Origin of the sequence: Pseudomonas sp. NyZ480 (genome assembly GCF_029537255.1) — a bacterium.
Classification (GTDB): Bacteria; Pseudomonadota; Gammaproteobacteria; order Pseudomonadales; family Pseudomonadaceae; genus Aquipseudomonas; species Aquipseudomonas taiwanensis.
This window is the reverse complement of the sequence record NZ_CP120626.1, coordinates 3406345-3432981: the sequence shown is the minus strand read 5'-3', so window position 1 is coordinate 3432981 and position 26637 is coordinate 3406345. Positions and strand designations below refer to the sequence as shown.

The 26637-nt window shown below is 61.9% G+C and carries 23 protein-coding genes, 1 tRNA gene and 1 pseudogene; 9 read left to right on the top strand and 16 right to left on the bottom strand.

Annotated features, from left to right (window positions below):
• Positions 1 to 38: 38 nt before the first annotated feature.
• The 11 genes from P3R38_RS15800 to P3R38_RS15750 form a co-directional block, all read right to left on the bottom strand.
• Entirely contained in the window at positions 39 to 1493 is a 1455-nt protein-coding gene (locus P3R38_RS15800) for a right-handed parallel beta-helix repeat-containing protein (protein WP_023381205.1), read from the bottom strand.
• A 3-nt stretch (positions 1494 to 1496) separates the two neighbouring features.
• Entirely contained in the window at positions 1497 to 2624 is a 1128-nt protein-coding gene (locus P3R38_RS15795) for a polysaccharide lyase (protein WP_277686404.1), read from the bottom strand.
• Positions 2615 to 4015 carry an alginate biosynthesis protein AlgX gene (locus P3R38_RS15790; RefSeq protein ID WP_277686403.1) on the bottom strand — a complete coding sequence of 467 codons (1401 nt, stop codon included), beginning with the start codon at positions 4013 to 4015 and terminating at the stop codon, positions 2615 to 2617. The genes P3R38_RS15795 and P3R38_RS15790 overlap by 10 nt, the downstream gene beginning before the upstream one ends.
• 28 nt (positions 4016 to 4043) lie before the next feature.
• Positions 4044 to 4682 (bottom strand): alginate O-acetyltransferase AlgF, encoded by a 639-nt coding sequence (locus P3R38_RS15785; RefSeq protein WP_104881502.1) that lies wholly within the window; start codon positions 4680 to 4682, stop codon positions 4044 to 4046.
• Positions 4683 to 4700: 18 nt separating this feature from the next.
• Positions 4701 to 5795: an alginate O-acetyltransferase gene (locus P3R38_RS15780; protein WP_023381201.1), complete on the bottom strand. Its 1095-nt coding sequence runs from the start codon at positions 5793 to 5795 to the stop codon at positions 4701 to 4703.
• A 9-nt stretch (positions 5796 to 5804) separates the two neighbouring features.
• Positions 5805 to 7232: an MBOAT family O-acyltransferase gene (locus P3R38_RS15775; RefSeq protein ID WP_027908157.1), complete on the bottom strand. Its 1428-nt coding sequence runs from the start codon at positions 7230 to 7232 to the stop codon at positions 5805 to 5807.
• Positions 7233 to 7246: 14 nt separating this feature from the next.
• Positions 7247 to 8701, bottom strand: coding sequence for an alginate export family protein (locus P3R38_RS15770; RefSeq protein WP_277686402.1), 1455 nt, complete (start codon positions 8699 to 8701; stop codon positions 7247 to 7249).
• A complete protein-coding gene (locus P3R38_RS15765) occupies positions 8698 to 10149 on the bottom strand; it encodes a sel1 repeat family protein (RefSeq protein WP_027908156.1) in 1452 nt (483 codons plus the stop codon). Before P3R38_RS15765 ends, P3R38_RS15770 begins: the two co-directional genes overlap by 4 nt.
• 19 nt (positions 10150 to 10168) lie before the next feature.
• Positions 10169 to 11332 carry a PilZ domain-containing protein gene (locus P3R38_RS15760; protein ID WP_104881506.1) on the bottom strand — a complete coding sequence of 388 codons (1164 nt, stop codon included), beginning with the start codon at positions 11330 to 11332 and terminating at the stop codon, positions 10169 to 10171.
• Between the two features lie 32 nt (positions 11333 to 11364).
• Positions 11365 to 12894: a glycosyltransferase gene (locus tag P3R38_RS15755; RefSeq protein WP_277686401.1), complete on the bottom strand. Its 1530-nt coding sequence runs from the start codon at positions 12892 to 12894 to the stop codon at positions 11365 to 11367.
• Positions 12895 to 13078: 184 nt separating this feature from the next.
• Positions 13079 to 14386, bottom strand: coding sequence for a UDP-glucose/GDP-mannose dehydrogenase family protein (locus P3R38_RS15750; RefSeq protein WP_027908154.1), 1308 nt, complete (start codon positions 14384 to 14386; stop codon positions 13079 to 13081).
• Between the two features lie 739 nt (positions 14387 to 15125).
• Here P3R38_RS15750 and uvrY point away from each other — a divergent pair.
• The 4 genes from uvrY (at position 15126) to P3R38_RS15730 (ending at position 18328) form a co-directional block, all read left to right on the top strand.
• Positions 15126 to 15764 carry a UvrY/SirA/GacA family response regulator transcription factor gene (gene uvrY / locus P3R38_RS15745; protein WP_023381194.1) on the top strand — a complete coding sequence of 213 codons (639 nt, stop codon included), beginning with the start codon at positions 15126 to 15128 and terminating at the stop codon, positions 15762 to 15764.
• 6 nt (positions 15765 to 15770) lie between these two features.
• A complete protein-coding gene (gene uvrC / locus P3R38_RS15740; RefSeq protein ID WP_023381193.1) occupies positions 15771 to 17594 on the top strand; it encodes an excinuclease ABC subunit UvrC in 1824 nt (607 codons plus the stop codon).
• Between the two features lie 33 nt (positions 17595 to 17627).
• Positions 17628 to 18188, top strand: coding sequence for a CDP-diacylglycerol--glycerol-3-phosphate 3-phosphatidyltransferase (gene pgsA, locus P3R38_RS15735; RefSeq protein ID WP_023381192.1), 561 nt, complete (start codon positions 17628 to 17630; stop codon positions 18186 to 18188).
• A gap of 64 nt (positions 18189 to 18252) precedes the next feature.
• A tRNA-Gly gene (locus P3R38_RS15730) sits at positions 18253 to 18328 on the top strand.
• A gap of 106 nt (positions 18329 to 18434) precedes the next feature.
• Here P3R38_RS15730 and P3R38_RS15725 read toward each other — a convergent pair.
• Positions 18435 to 19205 carry an SDR family NAD(P)-dependent oxidoreductase gene (locus P3R38_RS15725; RefSeq protein ID WP_277686400.1) on the bottom strand — a complete coding sequence of 257 codons (771 nt, stop codon included), beginning with the start codon at positions 19203 to 19205 and terminating at the stop codon, positions 18435 to 18437.
• 242 nt (positions 19206 to 19447) lie between these two features.
• Here P3R38_RS15725 and P3R38_RS15720 point away from each other — a divergent pair, with 242 nt between their 5' ends.
• A complete protein-coding gene (locus tag P3R38_RS15720) occupies positions 19448 to 20365 on the top strand; it encodes a LysR family transcriptional regulator (RefSeq protein ID WP_277687226.1) in 918 nt (305 codons plus the stop codon).
• A 7-nt stretch (positions 20366 to 20372) separates the two neighbouring features.
• Here P3R38_RS15720 and P3R38_RS15715 read toward each other — a convergent pair whose 3' ends face one another.
• The gene (locus tag P3R38_RS15715) at positions 20373 to 21380 is read right to left on the bottom strand and encodes a zinc-binding alcohol dehydrogenase family protein (RefSeq protein WP_277686399.1); all 1008 of its coding nucleotides are present in this window, start codon (positions 21378 to 21380) and stop codon (positions 20373 to 20375) included.
• On the bottom strand, positions 21377 to 21520 hold the full coding sequence (locus P3R38_RS15710) for a hypothetical protein (protein ID WP_277686398.1): 144 nt from the start codon (positions 21518 to 21520) through the stop codon (positions 21377 to 21379). Before P3R38_RS15710 ends, P3R38_RS15715 begins: the two co-directional genes overlap by 4 nt.
• 60 nt (positions 21521 to 21580) lie before the next feature.
• On the opposite strand from P3R38_RS15710, the pseudogene P3R38_RS15705 reads away from it, so the two are divergent.
• Positions 21581 to 21776, top strand: a pseudogene (locus tag P3R38_RS15705) (GlxA family transcriptional regulator); the annotation flags it as partial.
• Here P3R38_RS15705 and P3R38_RS15700 read toward each other — a convergent pair.
• Positions 21715 to 22716 (bottom strand): 5'-nucleotidase, encoded by a 1002-nt coding sequence (locus tag P3R38_RS15700; protein ID WP_023381188.1) that lies wholly within the window; start codon positions 22714 to 22716, stop codon positions 21715 to 21717. The pseudogene P3R38_RS15705 and the gene P3R38_RS15700 overlap by 62 nt on opposite strands.
• A 179-nt stretch (positions 22717 to 22895) precedes the next feature.
• Between P3R38_RS15700 and P3R38_RS15695 the strand changes: the two genes are divergently transcribed.
• Complete coding sequence (locus P3R38_RS15695; RefSeq protein ID WP_027908150.1) at positions 22896 to 23195, top strand: hypothetical protein; 300 nt, start codon at positions 22896 to 22898, stop codon at positions 23193 to 23195.
• 39 nt (positions 23196 to 23234) lie between these two features.
• Here the strand turns inward: P3R38_RS15695 and P3R38_RS15690 are convergent, their stop codons facing one another.
• Positions 23235 to 23858, bottom strand: coding sequence for a hypothetical protein (locus tag P3R38_RS15690; RefSeq protein ID WP_277686397.1), 624 nt, complete (start codon positions 23856 to 23858; stop codon positions 23235 to 23237).
• A 541-nt stretch (positions 23859 to 24399) separates the two neighbouring features.
• Between P3R38_RS15690 and P3R38_RS15685 the strand changes: the two genes are divergently transcribed.
• Positions 24400 to 25770, top strand: coding sequence for an oligosaccharide flippase family protein (locus P3R38_RS15685; protein WP_277686396.1), 1371 nt, complete (start codon positions 24400 to 24402; stop codon positions 25768 to 25770).
• Positions 25771 to 25793: 23 nt separating this feature from the next.
• Positions 25794 to 26510: a glycosyltransferase family 25 protein gene (locus P3R38_RS15680; protein ID WP_023381185.1), complete on the top strand. Its 717-nt coding sequence runs from the start codon at positions 25794 to 25796 to the stop codon at positions 26508 to 26510.
• Positions 26511 to 26637: the final 127 nt, after the last annotated feature.

The window sequence follows — 26637 nt, the reverse complement described above, 5'->3', positions numbered from 1 at the left end:
GTGGCATAGAAAAGGCGAAGTCCCGCACATGCCTGGACTCACTGTTGCTGCACCTGCACCGTCGCCCCCTGACGAACCGTAGCGTCGAGCAACTGCCCCTGCACCGGCAGCAGATCCCCGATCAATAAATTCTGCAACAAGGGCTTACCTTCGAAACGATTAGCGCCCATCACGACATCCCGCATCCCCTCGACCCGTACCAGTGCCTTGCCGACCTGGCCCAGGCGATTGCCACTGAGTACCAGCGGCCCTGCCAGCGGTGTGGCATTGCGCAGGCTGACGGCATACTCCTGGGTATTGCCGATGCGGTTGTCGAGCAGTGCCAAGGCGCTGACTTCGCTGGCATCCACCGCGCTGCCTTGGCTACTGGCCAGCAGGTTATCTTCGACGACCAGCGGGGCAGCGGTGGTGGGTGCCAGGTTGCGTAACTGGATGCCATTGCCTCGGCTGTCACCCATGCGATTGCCGGCCAGCAGCACCGCGCCCTGTTGTTCGCTGACTTCGATGGCCGCCTTTGCCGCACCCAGAATGAGGTTGCCATCGACCTGGGCGCGGGTCTGGCCACGCAGGCGCACGCCGCTGTTGTTGTCGATGCCGCGTAGCTGGTTGTCCTGCAGTTTGACCTGGCTGTCACGCACGTCGATGGCGTATTGCTGCGACTTTTCGAACTGGCTGGCGGTGATGGTCGCCTGGCTGTGCTGCAACTCCACCGCGCTGGACATCTCGCTGAAGTGGCTGTCGCGGATGATCACCGTGGCGGCAGGTGTGTTCGCGGCTTGCTGGGCACTTAGGGCAGTGGTCAGTCCGCGGGACAGGTTGGCGTTGTAGCCCAGGCGCTTGAGGGTCGAACCAATCACCTGGGTATGGCTGCCGGCCCAGGCCACCACGAACGGCCGCCAGGCGCGGTCGGTGTTGCCTGGTCGGTCACCGGCCAGGCTTTGCAGGCTGGACTGGTTCAACCCCAGCCATCCCTGGTTGATCAGCGCTGTGCCCGAATGGCTCGACAAGTAAAGGCGGGTGCCCTCCAACACCAACCCGGCGTCGGCACCGATCATCAACGGGTAGCTGAGCAGGTAACCGTCCTTGTAGCGCCTCAGGATGCGCGTATCGTTCAGCGCATCGTGCAACTGCGCCAGGGTGATGCTGCCCGCGCGCACCAGCACTACCTGAGGATGATGCGCCTGGTAGCCGGCGATGGCGCGGAACAGGCCGTTGTTGACGAATGGCTCGAAGGGCCAGCTGCCGGCCTGTGACGAGAACATCGGTTGCAGACTGACACTGGCGCGGCCCGCCGGGCGCGGGCGTTCTGCCTGATGGAACGTCACTGCCTCGCGCACCTGCTGGCGCAGTTGGTCGACCTTGTGCGTGCGTTGCTCCTGGGTCAGTGTGGTCAAGGTGTAGTTGACCGTCAGCGTCTGGCTGGCGGCCTGGGCAGTACCGGCCAGGCCCAAGGTGACCAGGCAGGCGAGGGGGAAGCGGGCGAGGGCAGTCATGGGTCAGTTCCTTGATCCGGGCAATGAGGGGTAAAACGGTTTGATAGGGCCGCCTAGCTGGCTGTAGTTGTCCACATCGCCGTCTTCGCTGTCGTACAGCTGGCGCGCCAGGGCGTGGCCGGGATTGCGCTGCAGGAACGGGATCAACCAGGCCAGTTTGTACGGCGCTACATCCGCCTGGGACTGGCCTTCGAGTTCGGGCAGGTCGCGTGGGTCAAGCACCGTGCGAGCGGCGAAGTTGGCCAGAAGGTCCAAGGTCTGTTGGTCGTCGGCGCTCCACGGCAGGCCGTTGACGCGCGCCGATTCAGCCAGCAATACCAGGGGTACCAAGGCGTACTGGCTGTAGGTGGCGGCAAGCTTGGCCCGCGCCACTTCCAGCGGCAGGTAGGCGTAGCTGCCATCGCGGGAACGCACCGCCTGGGCCAGGCCACGACGTAGGTTGCCGTCGGCCCACTGGATGAAGTCGTCGCGCCCGACCAGCATGCCGGTGGCGGCTACGGCCCAGGCAGCCCAGTAGTCGTGGTTGTTGAAGTACACGCCTGGGGCATCGCGGCGTGGGTCGTACTCGTGGATCACCAATTCGGCCAGGCGAGTGAACCACGACTGCTGAGCCTCGCTCAGTCGCACCTTGCCGTCACTGGCTGACTGGGTCAGCAGCACGGTTCCGGCCATTGCCGCCAAAGCCCATTTGCGCGCGGCCATACCTGTGCCGCTGGCATCCGGGTTGAGCAGTGCGCCGGCTTCGGCCCAGTCTTGCAGCCATTGGTCCTGGCAGGCCAGGGCCATGTTGGCGTCCTGCGGCTTTTTCGCCCGCTGGAAACGCTTGCTGGCGTAGATCAGCCCGCCGACGAACTGTTTGACCTGCTCGCCGATGCGTTCGCTGCCTGCATCGGGGCTGCTGCGCAGGGTCGACTTGCTGACGTCGCGCTGGTCGTACTTGCTCTGCAGGCGCAGGCTGCCGGTATAGGGCGGCGGAGGCTCCTTGCTGCAGGCCAGGGTGTGGTAGTCGGCGATCATGGCCGCTTGTGGCGTGGGATGCGCAGGCCAGATCGACTGGGCTGCCTGAGCCTGGGGGGGGAGCAGGGCCAGGGGAAGCAGCGAGGCAGCCCCGATGAGCATCTTCAAAGACACAGACGAGTCTCCACCTCGGTGGCCGCAGTGCCCGCCTTGGTCGGTTCCATGAACACCGACAGCAAGTTGGCCCCGGCAAACGCTGGGTCCTTACTCAGTTCCAGGTAGTACTGCCCGCCGCTGACGGCTGCCTCGCGACGGAACCACACCTTGTCGCGCGCGCCATTGTCGTAATAGACGATGATGTAGAAGTCCTTGATGTTCTTGTCGCTCAGGCGGATGTCGAGAAACCCCTTCGAACCACTCAACGACTGGCGCGAACTGCCCGCGTTGCTCAGCAGCTCGATGCGCTCGCCAACCTTCAGCGCCGGGTGTTGCAACTTCGACCCCAACACTTGCCTGTTGGCCGAGCAGCCGCCCTGAACCGCCGGCACCAACTGGCGATACATCAACGGCGAATCAAGCCGGTAGTTGGCCGGCAGTTCCCAGACGATCAACTTGGGCGGGGCCTTGGGGTCGTAGTCTTCCGACAGCAGGTACGCCAGCAGCGAGCCGTCCTCACCGACACCCGGCAGGGCATAGTTGAGTACATCCACACTCAGGTATTGCTTGAGGTAGCCGTCGAAATTGAACTGCTTGCTCTCGTCTTCACGTGCAGCGGCGTTGCTGTCTCCCACCAGGATCACTTGCGGGTCTGGCGCTTCGTCGAACAGCGCATCGGCGCTGTCGGCCACCGGGATGGTCTGGAAGCCGCGCACGTACTGGAAGCCATAGTTGTTGCCACAGATGTTGCTCAGCGCCAGGTTCAGCGTGCCATCCTTGGGCACCATCACCCCAGGCTCGGTGCGATACTGCTTCTTGGTCAACTCGCCGTAGAACGGCTGGCGGCGGATCTCTTCGGCCATCAGTCTGGCAGTGGCTTCGGCGCCGGCCGGGGTCCAGTGGTGGTCGCGGCGGAAGAAGTACTCGCCCTGAGGCGGCTGCTGCACCAGTTGCATCATCGGCGCCACCACCGCACCGCCCTGGCGCAACTGGCCAAGGTAGGCACTGAGGTGGGCGCTGGCCTGGGCATAGTCGAAACCGTGCAGTTGGCCTTCGAGCAGTTTGTCGCGGTGCATCAGCCCGCGGGTGGGCTGGACCGCCATGGCCACGTGGATGCCCTGGCGCTGGAAGGCCTGCATCAAACGGGCGAACTCCGGGCGCATAGGGGCGGGAATGCCGAAGTCGTTGGTCAGGTCCACCGCCGAGCGGAATAGCCAGCGGTCCTTGCCGGGTACGATTTCGCGCATCAGCTTCATGCGCCCCTCGGTGTAACGCTGTGGGTCGCTGAGCGCCGGGCAGACCATGCACCGCAGGTTCTCACAGCCGGCTTTTGGCGCCTGTGCGGCCTGGCCAGGCAGGCTCAGCAGGGTCAGGGCTGCGCTTAGAGACACACTTACTAGGGTCTTCATGTACCTATCCATCCTTGCAGCGTGGGCGTCACTCGGTGGGGTCGATGCTGTTGGCCTGGGTCATGCTGCGGTAGCCGTTGCCCTGGGGCAGCAGCACATAGCTGTACGAGCGACCCTTCTTGAGGAACTGATCGTCGAATTCCGCCACCTTCTGATCGGCGACATAGGCGGCGAAACCGATCTTGAGCTCGTTGACCATGCGGCTGCCGGTCTGGCCGTTGGCCAATGGGTCGACGACCACGTGCTTGCCGTCCTCGGTCTTGAGCGCCGCTTGTGCCGGTGTGAGGTTGTAGAAGGCGATCTGTGCCTTCTTCGGCTCGTTGACGTATTTGTCGGCGATCAGCTTCAGTTGCTTGCCGTCGTAGATCACGGTGCTGGCGGCGTTGGCCTTCAGCTGCGGCTCGATGGATTGCCCGCCGACCGCGATCTTGTGGGTGCCGGCTGAGGTGAAGCGGTAGCCACTGAGCTGGCCGGGCGCAACCTTCTGCGGGTTGACCTTGCCGCTCAACGTGACGTCGATGCTGCGGTCCGAGAGGTTCAGCACGCGGACGAAGGCCGAATCGGCAGGGGCTACTGCATCGTACAGGTCGGCATTGCCTTCGGCGGTGTAGCCCGCCTGGCTGGCGGTGGCCAGGACAACGGCGGTAAACAGGTGAGCAGGTTTCATCAGGTTCTCCTTGATTCGTCAGAAATGCTGGGGCACGGCGCTGCGGCTGAGCGCGCCGGGACGGTGGGCGAGCAAGGTGCGAAGGGGGAATTCCCATACCACCGTTTCGATCTGTGGGTTGGCCAGTTGATCGCTTGCCAGGAACTGGTTCATGGCTTCGAACGGGCCGCGGGCCTCGACGGCGATGCTCAGCAGGTCGCGGTTGAGTGCCTCCTTGAGAAAGCCGACGAAGTTCCAGTCGTCGATCTTGCTGTAGCTGGTGCCTACCAGCAGCAGGCTCTGCTCCTGCTCGGCGAATAGGTCATCGCTGCTTTGTTCGGCCTTGAGGGTTTCGTACAGCTTGATCGGGTTGGCTCCGAACTGCGGCGCCAGGCGAGCATGGTCGAACTGGATGTAGTTCATCAGGTCGCCCTTGATGCTTTTCTCCCCGGACGGGTGCGAGAGGTAGACCTGATCACCCAGCAATTGCGGACGTTGACGTGCCAGTTCGTAGGCGGCCAGGCGCGCACCTTCTGGGCTCCAGTGGGTGTCGGATTTCAGGAACAGCTTCGGGCCGCCAAGGTTGGCCAGGAACGCGCTGCGCAGCGGCACCACGTCCAGCTGGTGTCGTTGCAGCTCGCTTACGAAACGGTCGTACAGGCCGGTCACCCTGGGGTCGAACGCATGCTCGGCGTGCGCTGCATACACATCCAGCTTCATTGGCAGCGGCAGTACCACCAGTTGTTTGCCGTGTTCGGCCAATTGCGCGCGGACCTTGACGATCTGCTCCAGCTGGCCCGTCAGGTTGGCGTCCAGGTCATTGGGCACGCGGTATTCCTGGTTGGTGTAGAGCCAGCCATCCTTGCCCAGCACCACGCCTTTGGTACCTTCGCCGAACAGCTGGAACTGCGCGTCGGCCCACAGCGTCACGGAGGGGGCTCGCAGGAAGAAGCGCTTGTCGTACACCTGCTCGAACTTGCGTAGCAGCTTGCCGTCGACGAATAGGTTCCAGGCATCGCTTTGGGTGCGGGCGAAGCTGAACACCGGTGGCAGCGAGTAGACGAACATCGCCCCGAGTGCCAGCGCGAACAGAATGCCATTGGCCTTGCTGGCCGAATTCATCACCGGATACATGGCCGTCTCCTAGAACTGGAAATACAGGAAGGGCGAGAACGAATTGGCCGCCAGGCTGCTCAGCGCCAACAGGAAACCGCCCCACAGCAACACGCTGTGCAGCGCGCCGACATGGCGCATGAAGTACCCCGTCTTGTTGCCAGCGTAGAAGCGCACATTGTTGATGCCCGCCAGGACCAGCCAGGCCAAGGCCACCAGGGCGAAGGCCATGGCCATTTTCGAGGCGCCGAGCACGTACAGCTCCAGCGAGCCGAAGCCGTTGAAGCCGAACAGCGCTTTGTAGATGTCGATGCTGTGGCGCAGGTCCATGGTGAAGAACAGTGGCATGCTCAGCACGATCAGCAGGCCGGTGCGCAGGTTGCGGCCCAGGTGGTATGGGGTGCTGACTTTGGTCGCCAGGTTGAACTTGCGTTCCAGTACCATGCCCACGCCGAAGAACAGTCCCCAGCAGATGAAGGCGAAGCTCGCCCCGTGCCACAACCCGGACAGCAGCATGGTCCAGATGAGCGCCGGCAATGCGCCGGCCACGCGCTTGCGTACCAGGGGCATGTACACATAGTCGCGCAGGAAGTGCGCCAGGGTCATGTGCCAGCGCGACCAGAACTCGGTGATGCTCTGCGACACATAGGGCTGGTTGAAGTTTTCCGGGAAGCGAAAGCCCATCATCAAGGCCAGGCCCAAGGCCATGTGGCTGTAGCCAGCAAAGTCGAAGTACAACTGCAGGGTGGAGACCACCAGGCCGAACCAGGCGTCGCTGAACTGCAGGGTGCCTTCGCTGACGAACAGCGCGTTGATCGGCGCCAGGCGGTCGGCGATCAGTACTTTCATGATGAAGCCGAGCATGAAGCGGCACACGCCCAGCGAGAACAGCTCCAGCGAATGGGTGCGTTCGCGCAGCTGCGGCGCCAGTTGGCTGTAGCGCAGGATCGGTCCGGCCACCAGGTGCGGGAACAATGCGACGAAGGCGGCGAAGTCGATGAAATTGCGCGTCGGCGTGGCGTCCTTGCGGTAGATGTCGACGATGTAGCTCAGGGCGTGGAACACATAGAACGAGATGCCCAGGGGCAGGAAGATGTTTTCCAGGGTCCAGGTGTCGATGCCCAGTGGCGCCAGCAGCAGGGCCAGCACTTCGGCGCCGAAGTTGGCGTACTTGAAGTAGCCCAGGGTCGAGAGGTTGCCGGCTACACCGATCCACAGCAGACGAAGCGCCCAACGTTTGTCCGCCGCGTCGAGGCGCGCCTTGATGCGCAGGCCGAACCAGTAGTTCCAGTAGGTGATGCCGACGAACAGCAACAGGAAGTCCGGTCGCCACCAGGCATAGAAGAGGTAGCTGGCGACGACGATCACCGTCGAGCGCCACTGCGCCCTGGCCAGGAAATACACGGCCAGGAACAGCGGCAGGTAGAGAAACAGGAACACGTTGGAGGCGAAGATCATGGCGCTGCCCGTCCTTAGTAACTGATGACCACGCCGACGCTCAGCTGGTAGTCGTCGCCGGTTGCCAATGCACTGCCGGCATTGAGGTAACTGGCGCTGACCAGTGCGTTGACATCCAGGTGCTTGCCGTCGAGTGCCAGCGGAAACATCTTCCAGTAGTAATTGAGGTCGACCATCTGCCCGACATTGCGGCCATTGCCATTGCTGCCCTGGGCGATTGCACGGTTGCGCTCGGCCCGTTGGTCGCCGTTCATGCGGATGGGCAAAGTGCCGTCTTCATCGCGCAGGTCGAGCTGGGTCACGCGCAGGTCCAGGGCGCTGCGGGAAGTGGGCTTGGTCTCGACGGCGATGCCGTAGTAGCTGAGGTTGCGCAGGTCCAGGGCAACGAACGAGCTGGTCAGGCGCGTGCTGTAGGACCCGCTGCGGGTGATGCGGTCCGACTGGATGGCATTGAGGCGAAAGCCATCGTTCTCGTCGCTTGGCTTGTCGGTGAGGCCGCCGCGCAATGCGATACGTGGCGTCCAGGGCAGCGTGTCGAAGCGTTTGCCGACCTCACCCAAGGCGGCCCAGCCCTTGCTGCCGTGGCCAGTTGTGGTCGTGCCATTGCCGTCGGTGTTGTCCATCTTGCCATCCAGGGCGGCCAGCTCCAGGTGGTAGTCACTGAGCGCCGGCAGGCCCAGGTTGTCGCCCATGAAGAACAACCCGTAGCGCAGGCCCTTGAAGTCGTAGCGGTCTTCGGCGTCGTGGCCGCTGTGGTCGTTCTCGTGCATCAGGCGCACGCCGGCCTGGTTGTTCGGGCTCCAGCGGTAGGCATACTGACCCATCACGTAGGTGGTGCGCGCTTCGCTATCGGCAAGGCTGTTCACATCGGTGTTGTAGTTGTGAAACTTCTGGCCAACGGCGATGAACGCCTCGGAGAACGTGTCCTGGTAGTTGAAGCGCAGCGATTCCAGGCTGTCGTCCCACCAGATGCCGTAGTCGTCGTAGAAGCGCTGCCGGCCAAGTGACGCGGAATACCGCGGGTCGTCGCCGATCAGGTTGCGCTTGACGTACAGCTCGCGCAGCTCGGCGTACCAGCCCTCGGGCTGTTCGCGTTCGCTGCTGTTGGTGGCTTCGTTGGTCAGGTTGCTCGACTCGCTGGAGTCGTAGTTGAGCCACAGGCGGCCGTAGACCATCCATTTGGCCCAGCGCTTTTCGGGCGAATACCAGGCAAATGATGGCTCGTAGCGCAAGCTGTAAAACATTTCGCGATCGCTGCCGACTTGCGAGTCTTCCGGGCCGTAGCCGGTCTGCACGGTGAGTTTGTTGAAGAATTCCGAGGTGATCAGCGGCTCGCTGCCATCGGCTGCGGCAACACGCACCGGCGCGTTGCTGTCGGCTTCGGGGCCGGTGATTTCTTCGGCGGCCAGGACCACGGACAGCGGCGTCAGGGTGAGCAGGGCAGCGAACAGGGGATGGTGGGTTTTCACAGCGTGGCCTCCTTCAGCAGATCGTTGCGCGCGGCCAGGGCACGCTCGATGTCATCCTTGGGTAACGTCTTTTCCAGGCGTCGGACCAAGCTACGGGCGCTGCGCTCGCCGAGGTCTAGCGCGATCCGCGCATAGGTGTAGGCCTTGACCGGGTCATGGCAAAGGGCGCGGCCATAGGCGTGCAACGTGGCCATGCGGTACCAGGCGGCGGTCGAGCCCTTGGCAGCCTCTTCCTGGAACAGCGCCAGGGCTTTGTCCTGGTCGGGTTGGTCCTGCACGCCCTTGCTGTAGTAGTCGGCCAGCAGCAGGCCGGCACCGGGATACTGGCTGGCGCGCAGTTCGTCGATCAGGGCCCGGGCCTTCTCCGGGTCCAGGGTCAGCCAGTTGTTGACCATGTAGAACGAGGCCTGCAACGCCTTGGCCCGCATCGGCTCGCGCAGGCGGACTTGATCGATCAGCGCCTGGGTTTCCTCGGCGTTGTGCTCGGTGGGGTTGGAGATCATGAAGTTGGCCTTGGACACCATGGCCGGGACGAAGCCCCTGGCGACGGCCTCGTCACGCCAGCGTTGCACCTGTGCGGTGGCGATCGCCAAGGCATCGGCCTGGGCTTTGTCACGGGCCTGCTGTTCGGGCGTCGGTGCGACGGGCGGCGTGTCAGGCTCGCGGCTCTGACGTTCGATACGGTCGGCTTCCTGCTCGGCGCGCTGAACACTGGCGATGTTGTCGAGCAGCGAGGCGATACGGTGCACGATATCGACTGGTAATTGACTGCGCTGCGCCTCCAGTGAAGTGGCGAAAGCCGGGAACAGTTGGTCTTGTCGATCACCGAGGAAGGCGTAGTAGCGGTCGATCGCGCGCGCATCGAAGCGCACGGCCTCGCGGTACCAGCGTTCGGCCGCGCCCTGGTCGCCCTGGCGCTCGGCAAGCACCGCCCGGTACAGCTGCGGGCGGCAGTTGAGCAAGCACGAGCGCTCGTAAAGTTCCAGCAGTTCCGCCGCCTGGTCGACGCTCACCAGTTGCGGATAGGTGAGGAACACTTCCAGTGTGGTACTGGCGTTGCGTGGGTCGAGTGTGCTCTGGTAGCGGGTCAGGGCGCGCTCGAACCATGGCCGTTGTGCTTCGCGAAGACTGGGGGTGCGGTCGATCAGCCGGGCCAACGAGGCCAGTGCCGGAACCATGCCTTGGCCATCGCCGAACGCGGTGTGATAGAGCGCAACCACCTCCTGACGGCTGACATCCTCGCGGCTGGCCAGGACATCGCCCAGCAGCAGCGTACTGGCCAGATCACCGCGCCGTGCCAGTTCACGCAAATCGGCGCTCACATCGGCGCTGGGATCCTTGAACAGGGCATAGCGCACCTGCTCCAGGCTCTGGCCGGCAGTCGCGCTGCCCGCACAAGCCAGGGTGAGACTGGCCAGCAGCAAGCGCGTGGGCGTCATCAGGGTCATGGCATTGTCCTCGACAGGCTCAATTGGCACGGCCAAAGGGCAGGCCAAGGTACAGGTCGACCGCGACTGCCTTCTGATAGGCCGAGGCTGGCAGCGGGCTGTCTGGCTGAATCGTCAGGGCCAGGTTGCGATTGACTTCATCGACCCGGGCATCGACCACCTTGCCGCTGTAGTGCTGGTCCAGGCCGAACACCTGCATGTCCACCGAGCGCACGCGGTCGACATCGGCCAGCTTGTCGAACGGCACATTGGCGCGCACGAAGAGCCCTTGGTCCTTGGGCAGCAGGTGCATCAGCGGCGCATCCTTGTAGCCGTACCCATCCAGGCGTTGGGTCGGGTAGTACACCTGGCAGTCGCAGGGGCTGTTGATCACCGTTTCGAGGGTGGCGCGGCCTAGCAAGGCTTGCAGATCGCCCGGGGCGAGGTCGGCCACTGCCTTCATGTCGGCCGGGCTGGTGAAGCTGGTTGCCAGCTGGGTGGACACGTTGGCCAGCGGCTGGCCGGCTTGCACTTCGGTGGCGCCGGCAGGCAGCAGGTACTTCACGTAGCCGTTGTCGGGCATGCTGATGACCTGGGCGTGGGTGGACACCTGCGCCTGGACCGCCGGAATGCGGAAGAACAACAGGTAACCCTTGTAGCCGACGAAGGCCAGCGCCGCCAAGCCTGCGGCGGTGTACAGCAGGGTGCCGGTAAAGGCCTTGAGGCGGGCACCGGGGGTACGTGCCGTGGCGTACTTCTGCTTGCGCTCCTTGATGTAGTTTTCCCGTTGCATGACGTTGAACAGGCCATTGATGTCGGCGATTTCACCCGACAGGTAGGCGCTGATCAGGTAGCGCAGGATGTCGCGCTTCTGTGCGTCGAGCTCGACGAACTGCGCGCCCACTTCGCTGCCGCGCTGCGAGACGATGCGGATCTTGCTGTCGATGCTCAGGTCGACCTGGTTCAGGCGCAGGCGGATCGAGGCGTCGTACAGCGCGCCGATCTTCAGCGGCGTTTCGTGACGCAGGCCCATGCCTCCCAGGGAAATGTCCTGCAGGGCCGTTTCGAACGCTGCCTGACCTGCGGCGGATAAACGCACACGTGCGTTCATGCGGGTGCGTACATGCTGGCGTTCGTCGATCGCCTCATGAACGATGTTGGCCGCTGTCTTGCCCGGGGCCACGGGAATGTTCGAGCTACTCATGTGCAGGCGCCTTTCCTTAACGTTGCGTTGAGTTATCGGGAAACTTCGAGGAGAACGGTGATGACCCCGAAGAAGATGGCGATCGAGGAGCACAGCATCGCCTTCGAGGACCAGCGGTTGAGGGTCGCATCGAAGTCGACGTTGCCGGTGCTCAGGGTGGTCTTCTGCCGCGTCCAGCTTTGCTGGTCCATGTGGAACATCGCGTAGACCTTCATCAGCGAACCGACGATCTGGTTGTAATAGAGAACGAAGGGGTACATCGGGCTGACCGGGTGGCCGGCGAAGACGAACAGCACGGTCACCAGGCTGCGTGAGAGCAGTACCCAGAACAGGTACACCAGCAGGTACTGGATGCCGAAGATCAGCCCCGCCATCACCGAAGCCGTCAGGCCCATCAGGCAGGTCCACATCGAGATGCGCTGGTCCAATAGGACGTACAGGGTGAACAGCCCGAGGCGAGCACGCCCGAGCAGGGCGGTGGCGCGGAAGTTCTGGCGCAGTGAGTTGCCGTACCAGCGAAACATCAGTTGGCGGGTGGCGACCCAGAAACTGTCGCTTGGCGGGTGCTCGACGGTCAGGGTGTGGCTGTCGGGCACGTAGAAGGTGTCCCAGCCGGCGCGCATCAGGCTCAGCCAGCTCGACTTGTCGTCACCGGTGAGGAATTGGAACCGGCCCAGACGCCAGTGTTCGAGGAAGTCGGCCTCGACGTCGCGGATGAATTCGGGGTCGGTCATCACGCTGGCACGGAAGAACGACAGCCGCCCGGTGAGGGTCAGGACCCGGTGCGAAAGTGCCATGGAGCACATGTTGATATGCCGCTGCACGAAGCGCATTGAGTGCCACTGACGCATCCAGCGGCTGCCTTCGACTTCGCAGAACTCGTTGGTGGTCAGCCCGCCGACATTCGGCAGCAGGGCGAACAGCTTGACCGCGCGCTCCACACAGCTGGGCAGCATCATGGTGTCGCCGTCGACCACGCCGACCACCGCATCGTCCAGCGGCATCTGCCGGGACAGGGCACGGAAGGCGTGGGCCAGGCCATCGCGCTTGCCGGTGCCGCGTGCACGGACGATCACCAGCCTGATATCGTCGCGGTCCTTGACCTCGTTGCGCAGGATGTCCTTGATGAACGTCTCGTCGCCTTTCTCGACAATCGAGGCGATCACCGTGCAGGGCACCTTGAGCCGTTGCACTTCCTGGAACACCGACTGGTAGACCTTGAAGGTGGTCAGGGTCGGGATGCGGAAGCTGGTCACCACCATGAACAGGTGCGAGGGCAGGGCCGCATCGCCCATGCGTTCGACCTGGCGGCGCAGGCGTGGGAACTTCAGGTGCAGGAAGTACATGCCGCGCACGTAGTGGACGACCGCGTTACCGTAGCGCCACATGCCCAGCGTGCCGATGATGAAGATGAACAGGTGATGGTTCGGGTCCAGGTACTGCGGCGCGACCATCTCCGACGCCAGCGCGATCAGCCCGGCCAGGCATGCCCAGGCGAAGAAGCTGGCGCCTGCACGCAGGTAGCCGGGTGCCTCGAAGGGATGCTGTTGCTGTCGATCCATGTAGCTTCAACTCCTGTTGTCGGGTGCCCGATGTCGATCAACGAAGGTGATTTCGTCGACGGAACTCGGGGCTTGTGGGTGCTGGCGGAGCCTGCGAAGGGCTGCATAGCAGCCCCCGGACGCAACTAATTGCGTCGCTGGCTCCGCCGACTCCCACGGGACGGCGGGTTAGGCACGCTGCCGGTTACCAGCAGATGCCCTGACGTTGCGCGTCGCTGGTCTGGGGCATGAAACCGACCAGGTCGATCACCCGTTTGCCATCACTGGCCTCCAGGGCCTGGGCGAAGCGTGCGTCGTTGTTGCCCAGGACGATGACCTCGGCGTCGTCGATCACCTGGTCGAGGTCGCTGTGCAGCAGGGAGGAGACGTGAGGGATCTTCGATTCGATGTAATCGCGGTTAGCCCCGAAGACCCGTGCGTACTCGACGTTGGCATCGAAGATACGCAGGTCATAGCCTTTGCCGATCAGGCGCTCGGCCAGTTCCACCAACGGGCTTTCGCGCAAGTCGTCGCTGCCGGCCTTGAAGGCCAGGCCGAGCAGGGCGATCTTGCGTTTGTCCTGGCGCTCGATCAGGTCCAGGGCGTTCTGCACCTGGTTGCGGTTGCTGGCCATGATCGACGCCAGCAGCGGGTGCTCGACGTCCAACTGGCTGGCGCGGTAAGTGAGGGCGCGTACGTCCTTGGGCAGGCACGAGCCGCCGAAGGCGAAGCCGGGGCGCAGGTAATAGCGCGACAGGTTGAGCTTGTAGTCCTGGCAGACCACGTCCATCACCTCGCGGCCATCGACGCCCGAGGCTTTGGCGATATTGCCGATCTCGTTGGCGAAGCTGACCTTGGTGGCGTGCCAGACGTTGCAGGTGTACTTGATCATCTCGGCGACTTCCACCGACTTGCGGATCACCGGTGCGTCCAAGCCCTCGTACAGTGAAGCCAGCAGGTCGCCTGATTGGCTGTCCAGCTCGCCGATCACGGTCATGGCCGGGAAGTCGTAGTCCTTGATGGCGGTGCTTTCACGCAGGAATTCGGGGTTCACCGCGACGCCGAAATCTTCACCGGCCTTCTTGCCTGAAGCTGCTTCCAGGATCGGGATCACCACGTTTTTCACCGTGCCCGGCAGCACGGTGCTGCGTACCACCACGGTGTGGCGGCCAGCCTTGTCGCGCAGGGCCGTGCCGATCTCGCGGCAGACCGCTTCCATGTATACCAGGTCCAGGTCACCGTTCTTCTTGCTTGGTGTGCCGACGCATAGCAGGGAAAGGTCGGTGGCGAAGATCGCGGCCTGGACATCGGTGGTACCACGCAGTCGGCCTTTGCTGACGCCATCGAGCAGCAACGCTTCGAGGCCAGGCTCGACGATGGGCGACTTGCCCTGGTTGATGAGGTCGATTTTCGCTGGAGAAATGTCTACCCCCAGCACGGTGTGGCCACGTGCCGACAGGCACGCCGCGCAGACTGCGCCTACATAGCCAAGTCCAAAGATACTGATGTTCATAGATCCCTCTTCCTCGGGCGCGGCAACGCCGGCCGAGATACTCAGTTTGGTTAGTTTTCGATCGGCAGACGCGCAGAAGTTAGCCGCGCTCGGAAGTGGCGTAACAGGCTGTTTCTTAGTTGTCTATTTACATCCTAAGGGGGTTTTTATTTTTGCTGCAAGTGTTGGTGTTCTTAAAGTTGAAAATAACTAAAAGGTTTCTCGTTAAGTTTATAAAACCGTTAAAAATCAAATAGTTAAAGTTTGATGATAGTTAGGCGTCAAAAAATTGTTTGCTGTTGAAGGGGCGGTAAAATGACGTCAAATCTGCGTCTTTTCGGCTTTTTGCGGTGTTTTCGCCACGCCTAAAAGGGCCGGAGAATGTCCGGTTAATTGATCTTCCCCTGCTGGTGTGATTGCTTTTCAAGGATTTGCCTCCCCGTTGATTTAATTGTCGGGGCAGGCGGTGGTGGCATACAGATGAAACCCTGGGTTGCGACAATCGAAGGGGAGGGCCATAGTGGCATTTAGATATCTAATTGCGCATGATGCTATTGGGTTTCGTTGACTGCCGGCTTCCGGCCACAGGGCATCCGGGTGGATGCTGGGGCAGTGACCAGGTCAAGACTGCGCCCGTGGAACGGCAAGGTCGTCCGCGCAGCAGCGCCAGACGTTTCTGACAGAAGTTTTACGCTAGGTCCGCCACGAAAAATTTTGTTAAGGTGGCGGGATCCAATCGCCCTGTTGACGAGGTGTGTGCTTGATTAGGGTCCTAGTGGTCGACGATCACGATCTGGTACGAACCGGTATTACCCGCATGCTGGCCGACATCGACGGCTTGCAGGTGGTGGGCGAGGCGGATTCAGGCGAGTCGGCGCTCAAGCAGGTCCGCGAACTCAAGCCGGACGTCGTCCTGATGGACGTGAAAATGCCTGGGATCGGTGGCCTGGAGGCCACCCGCAAGCTGTTGCGTAGCCACCCTGACATCAAGGTGGTGGCAGTGACCGTGTGCGAAGAAGACCCATTCCCCACGCGCCTGATGCAAGCCGGCGCCGCCGGTTACCTGACCAAAGGCGCAGGGCTGGACGAAATGGTCCAGGCCATTCGCCTGGCTTTCGCCGGGCAGCGCTACATCAGCCCGCAGATTGCCCAGCAACTGGCGCTCAAGTCCTTCCAGCCCCAGGGGTCGCCTTTCGATGCCCTGTCCGAGCGGGAAATCCAGATCGCCCTGATGATCGTCGGTTGCCAGAAGGTGCAGATCATCTCCGACAAGTTGTGCCTGTCGCCCAAGACCGTCAATACTTACCGCTATCGGATCTTCGAAAAACTCTCCGTCACCAGCGACGTCGAGCTGACGTTGCTGGCCGTTCGCCACGGTATGGTCGACGCAAGCCTGTAAAGACCCATGTCCCAGATTTTTGATGCCAGTGCATTCCTGGCAACCTGCAGCGGCCGCCCGGGCGTGTACCGGATGTTCGATGCCGAGGCACGTCTGCTTTACGTGGGCAAGGCCAAGAACCTCAAGAAACGCTTGGCCAGCTACTTCCGCAAGACGGGGCTGGCGCCGAAGACCGCTGCCTTGGTAGGCCGCATCGCCCAGGTCGAAACCACCATCACCGCCAACGAGACCGAGGCATTGTTGCTGGAGCAGACCCTGATCAAGGAGTGGCGACCACCCTACAACATTCTGCTTCGCGACGATAAATCCTACCCCTATGTGTTTCTCTCCGATGGCGAATTCCCCCGCTTGGGGATCCACCGTGGGGCGAAGAAGGCCAAGGGGCGTTATTTCGGTCCGTACCCCAGCGCAGGGGCTATCCGTGAAAGCCTGAGCCTGTTGCAGAAGGCCTTCTCGGTACGCCAATGCGAAGACAGCTATTACGCCAACCGTACCCGGCCGTGCCTGCAGTATCAGATCAAGCGCTGCAAAGGGCCGTGCGTTGGCTTGGTCGATGCACAGGAGTATGCCGAGGATGTACGCCACTCGGTGATGTTCCTCGAGGGGCGCAGTCAGCAGTTGGGCAACGAGCTCAATGCCGAGATGGAGAAGGCCGCCATGGCCCTCGATTTCGAGCGGGCCGCGGAGCTGCGGGACCAGATAGCCCTGTTGCGCCGGGTGCAGGACCAGCAATACATGGAGGGTGGCTCGGGCGACGTCGATGTGGTCGCCGCCTTCGTCAACCCCGGTGGGGCCTGTGTGCACCTGATCAGCGTGCGCGGCGGTCGGGTGTTGGGTAGCAAGAACTTCTTCCCTCAGGTGGGCATCGAGGAAGAGGTTGCTGATGTGATGGCTGCGTTCCTGTCCCAGTATTACCTGGGCAATGCCGAGCGCGAGTTGCCGGGCGAGCTGATCGTCAACGTGCTGCACGAGGACTTCGACGCGATCCGCGAGGCCTTGCACAGCTTGCGTGGTCGTGAGCTCGCGATCAGTCATCGCGTGCGTGGCACCCGTGCCCGCTGGCAGCAGTTGGCGGTTACCAACGCCGAGCAGGCGCTCAACGCCCGCCTGGCCAACCGCCAGCACATGGCTGCGCGTTTCGAGGCGTTGGCCCAGGTGCTGGGGCTCGATGAAGTGCCACAGCGCTTGGAGTGCTACGACATCAGTCACTCCAGCGGCGAGGCCACCGTGGCCAGTTGCGTGGTGTTTGGCCCGGAAGGTCCGCTCAAGTCCGACTATCGTCGCTTCAACATCGAAGGCGTGACCGCTGGCGATGACTATGCCGCCATGCACCAGGCGCTGACTCGGCGCTATGGCCGTATCAAGGACGGCGAAGGCAAGCTGCCCGATGTGTTGCTGGTGGACGGCGGCAAAGGCCAGCTGAACATGGCCCGGGAGGTGATGCAGGAACTTGCCATCACCGACCTGACCCTGCTCGGTGTGGCCAAGGGCGTGACCCGCAAGGCGGGTTTCGAGACCCTGTATTTGAACGACGTAGCCCATGAATTCACCCTCAAGGGCGACAACCCGGCGCTGCATTTGATTCAGCAGATCCGCGACGAGGCTCACCGTTTCGCGATCACGGGGCATCGCGCCCGCCGTGGCAAGGCTCGCCGCGTTTCGAGCCTGGAGGATGTGGCCGGGGTAGGGCCCAAGCGGCGTCGAGACCTGCTCAAGCACTTCGGCGGCCTGCAGGAGCTCAACCGCGCCAGTGTCGATGAAATCGCCAAAGCGCCCGGTATCAGTAAAAAGCTTGCCGAGTCGATTTATGCCAGCCTGCATAGCGAGTAGAATGCCCGACTCAACCCGCAGCCAGTCGTACCGATGAATATTCCAAACCTGCTCACCGTTCTACGCGTCCTGCTCATTCCGATCTTCATTCTGCTGTTCTACATGCCCTATCACTGGAGCTATGCAGCCGCCAGCAGTGTGTTCGCCATCGCCGCCGCCACCGACTGGCTGGATGGCTACCTGGCCCGTCGTCTGCAGCAGAGCACGCCGTTCGGCGCCTTCCTCGACCCCGTGGCCGACAAGCTGATGGTGGCCGTGGCCCTGGTGCTGCTTGTGCAAGTGCACGCCAACTTCTGGCTGACTCTGCCAGCGGCGGTGATCATCGGTCGCGAAATCGTGGTGTCGGCCCTGCGAGAGTGGATGGCCGAACTGGGGGCGAGGGCGCATGTGGCGGTGTCCAACCTCGGCAAGTGGAAGACTGCGGCGCAGATGCTGGCGCTTGTGATTCTGCTGGCCAACCCGCCGCTGGTCACTTTCTGGGTGATCCTGGGCTACGCACTGCTGCTGGTGGCGGCCGCCTTGACCCTATGGTCCATGGCACACTACCTGCTGGCAGCCTGGCCGCATCTGCGCGAAGGCTCGGAGCAGAAATAAAAGTTTTTTCGAATCAAGGGGTTGACGCCGTTTTAGATATCGCTAGAATGGCACCCATCACGACGCGGGAATAGCTCAGTTGGTAGAGCACGACCTTGCCAAGGTCGGGGTCGCGAGTTCGAGTCTCGTTTCCCGCTCCAAATTAAAGATCTACAGGTTTCGCAATGGGATCTGTAAGTCGTGAAAAAAGGGCCTTAGGGCCCTTTTTTCGTTTCCGCGATCTCGCCGGTAACCTGCCCGAAGGCTTCACCACTCGATCGCTTGCCCATCCCATGCCCAGAAGCCTCCGCTGTCCAGCGGCCCAAACCGTCCCACTAGCTCGATCAGGCACTGCGCGCAAAACGCAGGCTCGAAGAGTTTGCCAGCGGGTACCCCTCCTTGAAACGGCCGCGACAGCTCGGTGTCGGTCGTACCCGGATGCAGTGCCAGAATCGTGGCTGCGGGGTTCAGGCGTTTGAGCTCGATACTTGCCGTGTGCAGCAACTGGTTCAGCGCCGCCTTGCTCGCCCGGTAGCTGTACCAACCGCCCAGCCGATTGTCGCCAATCGAGCCAACCCTGGCCGACAGCGCTGCGAAGGTAGTCGGCCCTTTTCGTAAAAGCGCCAACAGGTGTTTGAGCAACAATATCGGCGCGAATGCATTGGTGGCGAAGCTCGCCTGCAGGCCAGCCAGGTCCAGTTGCGCCAGCGATTTTTCTGCCTTTGCGCCGCCCTGATGAAGGATGCCCAGCGTGCTGATGACCAAGTGAAGGTGATCGCAACCGCGCGCCACCTGTCCGGCAAGCGCCGCAAGCGCTTGCTCGTCGCGTGCGTCGCAATCTATCGGCACCAAGCGTTGATTGTTGAGCTGCCCGAGCTTCGCAAGCCTGTCATCGTGCGTGGCGTTGCGCGACACGGCCCAGACCCGGGAAACATCTTCGCGAGCCAACAACGCCTCGCAAAGCGCCAACCCTATACCCCGGCTTGCGCCGCATACCAGCACATTGGCCTTGCCAGACAGATGGGGAATCAGGGTCATGCAGCACCTCGCGCAGTTATCCTCGACGTGAGCGGTTCAAGCACCATTTGGCGGCGGTGCCGGTCTGCCGTTTACCTCGTACAAGCAGTGTAGGCACCTGCGGCCAAATCTTTTGCCTAGCGATTTCGATGCTTGCCCAGGGCCGGCGCGCTGAATCATCCTCAGTGGCTGTCCAATGCTCAGCATTCCCTTTACGCTGAAACCTCTCTTCCTCCGTCACAGACTTTGCACCCTTGAAGAAAATCCCCCGCGTCGACGACCTGCAGATCTTTCTCACCACCACTGAGGTCGGCAGCTTCTCCGCAGCCGCGAGGTTGCTGGACATTTCGCCGGCCCTGGCCAGTGGCGCGATCCAGCGCCTGGAGACCTGCCTGGGGGTGAGGCTGTTCATCCGCTCAACTCGCCGGCTACGCCTCTCGGAAGATGGTGTACGCTATTTGCCTCACGCCCGCCAGGCCCTGGAGTCTCTGGATTTGGGCGAGTTGGCACTGACCGAGGGTCGCGATGAAATCGCCGGCCCGCTGCGCCTGTCCATGCCATCGGACCTGGGCCGCAACGTCCTGCTGCCATGGCTCGATGCGTTTCAGCAACTGCACCCGCAGGTTCTTTTGCAGCTGCGTGTCAGTGATCAGGTTGCCGATCTGTTCGGCGAACAGTTGGACGCCAGCATCCGTTATGGGCAGCTCGCTGATTCGAGCCTGGTGTCGCTGATGCTGTCACCCTCCAACCGCCGCACCGTCTGCGCGTCTCCCGACTACATCGCCCGCCACGGGCGGCCCCAGACGCTGGAGGACTTGAGCAGGCATAACTGTCTGCGCTATGTCATGGGTGAGCAAACCTACGAACGTTGGCATTTCCACACGCCTGACGGAGTGAAAACCCTTCAGGTAACCGGCGACCGCATCAGTGACGATGCTGACATCGTCAGACGCTGGGCGGTCGCCGGGTTGGGCGTGGTGTACAAGTCGAAGCTCGACGTCATGGACGACATACGCAGGGGGAAGTTGGTGGAAATCTTCCCGCCCGAGCATGGCCAGCCAGCGCCGCTTCAATTGGTATGCGCACATCGCACGTCGCTCACGCCCGCATTGCAGGTGTTGCGGACCTTCCTGGCCGAGCGTTGTGAGCATTACATCAACACGTCCATCGCAGGGCACTGACCCGCTATCAGAATCCCTCCAGGACGATCTTGCCCTTGGCCTTGCCGCTTTCGATCAGCGCATGGGCGCGTTTGAGGTTTTCTGCGCTGATTCTGCCGAAATGTTCGCCCAGGGTCGTTTTCAGCACACCCTCGTCGACCAACCGGGCGACCCGTTCGAGCAGCTGATGCTGCTTGATCATGTCGTCGGTGTGGTACAGCGATCGGGTGAACATGAGCTCCCAATGGACAGACAGCGATTTGCGCTTGAGTGGCATGATGTCGAGGTGTTCAGGGTCATCGATCAGTGCGAGTTTGCCCTGGGGACGCAGGGCTTCGACGATCTGCTCAAGGTAGCTGTCGGTGTGGGTCAGGCTGATCACATAGTCGACCGGGCTCAGTTGCTGCGTTTCCAACTGGTGCGGGATCGGTGCTGAGTGATCGATCACGTGGTGAGCCCCGGCTACCTGCACCCACTGCTGTGTTTCCGGGCGCGACGCGGTGCCGATGACGGTCAGTTGCGTGAGCCGACGAGCCAGCTGGACGAGAATCGATCCGACCCCGCCCGCGGCACCGATCACCAGCAGGCTTTGCCCTTTGCCGCCGTTCTCCTTGACACCCAGCCGATCGAACAGCAGTTCCCAGGCGGTGATGGAAGTCAGTGGCAGGGCGGCGGCGCTGGCGTTGTCAAGGGTGCGGGGTTTGTGCCCGACAATGCGCTCATCCACCAGGTGATATTCGCTGTAGCTGCCAGGGCGGTCGATTGCGCCAGCGTAGAACACCTCGTCGCCAGGTCGGAACAGCGAAACGTCGGCACCCACCTCGCGGACGATGCCGACAGTGTCCCAACCCAGCACTTGCGGGCCGTGGCCGCTGCTGCGCGCGCGGACCTTGGTATCGACCGGGTTGACGGCGATGGCCTTGACCTCCACCAGCAGGTCGCGTGGGCCAGGCGTGGGTTGGGGCAGTGTGGTTTCGTACAGCGATTGCGGGTCTTGGATCGGCAAGCCGGGCTGGCTGAAGACGATGGCTTTCATGGGGTTTTTCCTTCACAGAGGTTCAGACGTGATGTCAGGCTATCCATGTTGGTCTGATGCAGAAACAGGGTAATCACCGCAAGACTTTCGTCGTTTTGGCGAAAGTCTTGCGTGTCGGATTGGGCGAGGGCTGCGCGCATCCGCTGCAGCACCTGCCGGCTGCGACGGGTGCTTCGGCATTCGATTGGCTTTAATGTCAGCGTAGCGGGGGCGAGCCGGTGGAGAGCCTGAGGCTGGAGGCCGCACGGCAATGATCGAACAGGAGCCGTCATTGCCTGGATGTGGTGGCCAGGGTAACGGGAGGGCAGGGGCCGGCGTCACCTGCGTGAGGTATTCATGCGGGTTTTTGGCGTTCCCCCGCAGGCGGTGCGTCGGGATGCGCGTCGGGTGGAGTGAACCTGAGGGTTGGCACTTGGTTAGCCACCCCGAACGGTACATGCACCATTGGCAGGTTCCCCGCCGCCGAGGTCAGATGGCTGCGCTGGTCATCGAAGAACATGTGCGGCCGTAGGATGGACAATACCCGGCCCTTCTCCATGCCGCCCAGAAAGAATGACTCGTCCGGAGAAACGCCCCAGGTCTTCAGGGTCGTCACTACCCGTTCATGGGAAGGCGCATTGCGCGCGGTGACGATGGCGATGCGCAGAATGCGCTGGTAGCCCGGGTCCTGTGCCAGTTTACGGTCTTCCAGCGTGCGAATGTGCGACAGCTTGCGGAAAAGGTCGGCCAACGGCCCCGGCTGGTGAGGGACGGCCTTGCGCGCATGCTCATGGGCCTGGAACTCGGAGAGGTCCAGCCGCTGCTTGTACACGCTTTCAGCCTCGTCATCGGCAATCACGCCATCGAAGTCGAAGGCTACCCGCAGTTCGGTGTCGATCTCGTCATCGTAGATGCGTGTGGGCAGTACCAGACCGGCGGGATAGTTGGCGTCGATGGCCCGTTGCACATCGCCTTCATGGGCGCTCAGGAACAATGATGCGTTGAAGGCAGGAATGTATTCGTAGGGCGAGCGGCCGGACATGAACGCTGCGCGGGTGATGTCCAGGCCGTAATGGTCGATCGAGCGAAATACCCGCAGGCCGGTTTCTGGCGAGTTGCGCGACAGCAACACCACTTCAACCGGCAATTGCTCGGGGAAGGCTTTGTTGATGCTCAGGAAGCGGCGGATGAAAGGGAACGCCACACCCTTGGGGAAGGGAACGTCCAGATTCTGCTCCTGATGCAGGCGGTACGCCTCCATGCCATCGTCCTGGTAGATGGTATCCGACACGGTCAGGTCAAACAGGGCGCTGGAGGCGACGCCAACGACCAGTTTCTGTTCGATGGGGTAGGGCATTGGGGCCTCTCCTGAAGACGGACTGTGGGGGCATTTCTACAGGGCAAGTAGCAGGCCCGAGCTTCTTGTCCGGCTGTCCGATTGAATCAAAAAAAGGGTCTTCGCGGTTGATTACCGACGTGCTTTGTCTATGGTGGCATTACACCACCCATATAAGACTAAAGTCGTAGGAGAGTGGCATGAAAATGCGCGGTGATGTTTTCTGGGCCTGGGCTGACCCGACGCTTCACCATCGCACTCATGACGAAACCCTCAATGACGGCACGCTCATCGACGTGCAGGTCAGGCTGTCGCCAGCCGGTGGTACCCAAATGTTCATCGGCGTCTATGCCCCCTCGGGTATGCCCATTCACGAAGAATCGGTGCAGTCACGGCCGGGAGAGTCCATGACCCGGGCCTTGGCCTGGGGTGTCGGGCGCGCCCGGCGCATCGCGACGGATGCCGTACCTGCCGTGGAGCAGTTCGTCTGCGCAAAGTGAGCGGGTAACGGTTTTGGCGCCTGGGCCGCGCCACTGCCGTCAGAGCGTCGAAGTGCTCTCGTCCTGGCTATTGGTAGTGATCTCAGAAGGCACGCTGCGGGTGTCGACATCGTCGTCGGCGATCACATCGTCCCCCGCCAGGGTAGACACGGTGACCGCATAGCGACCCAGGTCGTTTTCCTGGCGCTGGAAGCGCATGCCCACTTTCTGGCCTTGCCATTTGTACACTTCGGTCTGGTAGGAAGCACCGGAGGACAGTTTGACCCAATGGTTGGTGCGCTCGCCGGGTTCGCCGAAATCTTCGGTGAGCATTTCACTGACCAGGTACAGGCTGTTGGCATTGCCGCTGAACACCAGCTCTTTGATCTTGCCGTTGGGTGCGACCACCACCAGCTCATAGCCTGGAGAAATCGGCAGATACGGCAGCCCGCGAACTTCGAAGCGATCGGCAGTGGCGGTGGCCACACGGCAGAGGCTGGCCGGGCTGGCGGGCAAGGCTGGACAGGTCGGTACCTGCTCCATGAAGTTGCCTTCGATGTCGATGCCCAGGAACGCGCTTGGCTCTTTCGGCCAGGCTGGGGCAGGTTCGGACGTGCCGGATTGTGCCCAGGCAGCAGTGTTGAACAGGCTCGCGAATGCGGCGAGGACGAGTACGGATCTCATGAGCTCCCTCCTTGGATGATGGCCATGGCTAGCGCGATTCTACGCTGGGGTATGTGGCAAAATGGCCATGGTACTCACTTTCCTAGGACAGGCGCTATAAGGCTTTTCAGCAGGCCATTTGCTATCACCGCTTCTTGGGCCCTCCGTACAGCGCTGATGGCGAAGTGGCATATCTGCCATCGACACTGCGCAGACCTGCGTTTGCCGTGGTCTGCGAACACAGGTCCCAGGGTATGCCCTCGATCGGTCGCCGGGGTTTCAGGCGAATCGTTAAGTCACGACTGGGCGGAAATCTTGTAGTCCATTTCCCAAAGGTGGTGTTTCCAGCCCCCAAGCCATTGTGGTGATGGCGCTGCCGTTCTAGTCTCGGCCCGCTCGTCGCGTTTCGTAGTAGGTGCAGGTCAGGTCAAGGGCAGAGATCCGTGCAGGGTTCACACGGGTCGGCCTGGCTGGCGTCGTTGGTGGGGCGCGACGGGCGCCCTAGCGGCATGGCAGATTGAGACTATAGTAACGTCTAAAAAACCAGATCAGGGATGGTGCCATGCCTACGATCGAGTTGTCGTCCCCGCAAAGCCTTCGCAAACGCGTGCTGGTGGCAGGGGCCCTGAACATCGGGTCCATCGTGGCTTCACAAGTCATCCGATTAGGCGGCAACCTGATCATCACCCGGTTGCTGGTGCCGGAGATGTTCGGCCTGATGGCCATCGCCACCACGGTGTCGGTGCTGTTGCTGTTACTGTCCGATGTCGGCTTGCGGCAGAACATCGTCCAGAGCGCGCGCGGCGAGGAGCCGCTGTTCCTCAACACGGTCTGGTCGGTGCAGATCATTCGCGGCATGGTGCTGTTCGTCGTGATGGAATTGATCGCGCTGTGCTCCTGGTTCAGCCAACATCTGGAACTGTGGCCGGCGCACTCCACCTATGCTGCCCCGGAACTGCCCGGTGTGCTGGCCATAACAGGCTTCTTCGCGATCATCTTCGCCTTCCAATCGACCAAGATGGACGTGGCCGTTCGTGCGTTCCAGCAAAAGAAAGTGGTCGTGGTCGAGCTGGTTTCGCAAATCGCCGGTCTGCTGGTGATGCTGGTTATCGGTTACCTCACCCGTTCCATCTGGGCGTTGGTGGCCGCGGGCCTGGTCAGTACCCTGGTCACCACCGTGCTCAGCCACGTGATGTTCCCAGGGCACAAGGACCGTCCGCAATGGGACCCGGAAGCGCTGCGCGAGATCGTCAGTTACGGCCGTTGGGTGCTGCTGTCGTCCGCCGTTGGCGTGCTGGCCATGCAAGGCGATCGCATCTGGTTCGGTGGCAGCATGACAGTGGCTCAACTGGGGGTCTACTCGATTGCCGTGGGTATCCTGCAGGCATTCACCCTTAGCCTGCAGCGCCTGGCCGGCGCCGTCGCGCTGCCGGCCTTCAGCGAGGCGGCCAGAAGTGGCGACAAAGAACGTCTGCGTCGACTGTATTGGCGCTTCAGGCTGATTTTCGATGTGCTGACCTTGTTCACCTGTGGCTTCCTGTTCACCGCCAGCCCGCTGATCATCCACTGGCTGTACGATGATCGTTATGCCAACGCGGGGCAGATGATGGCGATCCTGTCGTTGTCGCTGTTCACGCTCCGTTATGGCCTGACCCAGCAAATCTGGATGGCCCTGGGGCTCACCAAGTACATGGCCATGGACAACATCATCCGGGTCGTGGCGTTGTTCACCTTGATGCCGCTGCTGTTGGCCATTGGCGGCGTGACCTATGCGCTATGGGGCGTGGCCCTGCATAGCTTCTTCACCCTCATCCTGATCTTCAAGGTCAGCCACCAACTGGGCATGTTGAGCATCAAGCGTGAGCTGGTGGTCTTGCCGGTGATGGTGATTGGTGCCTTGTGTGGAGAGTTCGTCACCCAGTTGTTCGCCTGAGTCGTTGCCCAAGGACCTGACCGATGAATGTGATCGACTACTTTGATCGAACCAGAATCATCAATATCCCGTACCGGACGGACCGTCGGGTGGAAACCGAAGCCGAGTTCGCCCGCAATGGCTTCCATATCGACGACGACAAGATAGGCTTCTTCGCCGCGGTTACGCCCACGGCGCAGGAGGGGTTTCCCAGCATCGGCGCCAGAGGCTGCTTTCTCAGCCATCTGCACATCCTCGAAGAAGCGATGCGCCTGAATGTGAAGAACATCCTGATCATGGAGGATGATATCCAGTTTTCCCGGCGCATCGCCGCGTTCGGCAAACAGGCCATCGAGTCGTTGCAGGGCATGGATTGGGACATCGCCTACCTCGGTCACCCCTATGAAGGTAACTCGGATACACCCGGTTGGGAGGTGGTCGACCGACCGATTCACCTGTCCCATTTCTATGCCGTGAACGGCAAGAGCGTTGCCAAGCTGCGGGACTTCCTCACCCAGATTCTCGAACGCCCCCCCGGTCACCCGGATGGCGGGCCGATGCACTACGACGCGGCCCTCAATACCCTGATTCGAACCCGCAAGGACATCCAGGCGTACTATTACACCTGGAACCTTGGCTACCAGCGTCCTTCGCGCACCGACCTGCATGCGCTCTCGATCTTTGACCGCCTGGCGGTGTTCCGGCCATTGATGGCTGTCTATCGCAGGCTCAAGGCAGAAAAACTGCGCAGAACACGCTGATGCATGGGCTGGGTGGAAACTACCCAGCCCTGTTCCGTCTTGGTGCACAACCGCCTCAAATTAAGTCACGGCGCACACATTGAATCGACAACGTTGGCTTTTGAGTGTGCATGATGCACATTGGCGC

Coding starts and splice junctions, on each gene's coding strand:
- P3R38_RS15800 (WP_023381205.1), bottom strand. CDS start 1,493: ATGACTGCCCTCGCCCGCTTCCCCCTCGCCTGCCTGGTCACCTTGGGC.
- P3R38_RS15790 (WP_277686403.1), bottom strand. CDS start 4,015: ATGAAGACCCTAGTAAGTGTGTCTCTAAGCGCAGCCCTGACCCTGCTG.
- P3R38_RS15785 (WP_104881502.1), bottom strand. CDS start 4,682: ATGAAACCTGCTCACCTGTTTACCGCCGTTGTCCTGGCCACCGCCAGC.
- P3R38_RS15780 (WP_023381201.1), bottom strand. CDS start 5,795: ATGTATCCGGTGATGAATTCGGCCAGCAAGGCCAATGGCATTCTGTTC.
- P3R38_RS15775 (WP_027908157.1), bottom strand. CDS start 7,232: ATGATCTTCGCCTCCAACGTGTTCCTGTTTCTCTACCTGCCGCTGTTC.
- P3R38_RS15765 (WP_027908156.1), bottom strand. CDS start 10,149: ATGACCCTGATGACGCCCACGCGCTTGCTGCTGGCCAGTCTCACCCTG.
- P3R38_RS15760 (WP_104881506.1), bottom strand. CDS start 11,332: ATGAGTAGCTCGAACATTCCCGTGGCCCCGGGCAAGACAGCGGCCAAC.
- P3R38_RS15755 (WP_277686401.1), bottom strand. CDS start 12,894: ATGGATCGACAGCAACAGCATCCCTTCGAGGCACCCGGCTACCTGCGT.
- P3R38_RS15750 (WP_027908154.1), bottom strand. CDS start 14,386: ATGAACATCAGTATCTTTGGACTTGGCTATGTAGGCGCAGTCTGCGCG.
- uvrC (WP_023381193.1), top strand. CDS start 15,771: ATGTCCCAGATTTTTGATGCCAGTGCATTCCTGGCAACCTGCAGCGGC.
- pgsA (WP_023381192.1), top strand. CDS start 17,628: ATGAATATTCCAAACCTGCTCACCGTTCTACGCGTCCTGCTCATTCCG.
- P3R38_RS15725 (WP_277686400.1), bottom strand. CDS start 19,205: ATGACCCTGATTCCCCATCTGTCTGGCAAGGCCAATGTGCTGGTATGC.
- P3R38_RS15715 (WP_277686399.1), bottom strand. CDS start 21,380: ATGAAAGCCATCGTCTTCAGCCAGCCCGGCTTGCCGATCCAAGACCCG.
- P3R38_RS15710 (WP_277686398.1), bottom strand. CDS start 21,520: ATGCGCGCAGCCCTCGCCCAATCCGACACGCAAGACTTTCGCCAAAAC.
- P3R38_RS15700 (WP_023381188.1), bottom strand. CDS start 22,716: ATGCCCTACCCCATCGAACAGAAACTGGTCGTTGGCGTCGCCTCCAGC.
- P3R38_RS15695 (WP_027908150.1), top strand. CDS start 22,896: ATGAAAATGCGCGGTGATGTTTTCTGGGCCTGGGCTGACCCGACGCTT.
- P3R38_RS15690 (WP_277686397.1), bottom strand. CDS start 23,858: ATGAGATCCGTACTCGTCCTCGCCGCATTCGCGAGCCTGTTCAACACT.
- P3R38_RS15685 (WP_277686396.1), top strand. CDS start 24,400: ATGCCTACGATCGAGTTGTCGTCCCCGCAAAGCCTTCGCAAACGCGTG.
- P3R38_RS15680 (WP_023381185.1), top strand. CDS start 25,794: ATGAATGTGATCGACTACTTTGATCGAACCAGAATCATCAATATCCCG.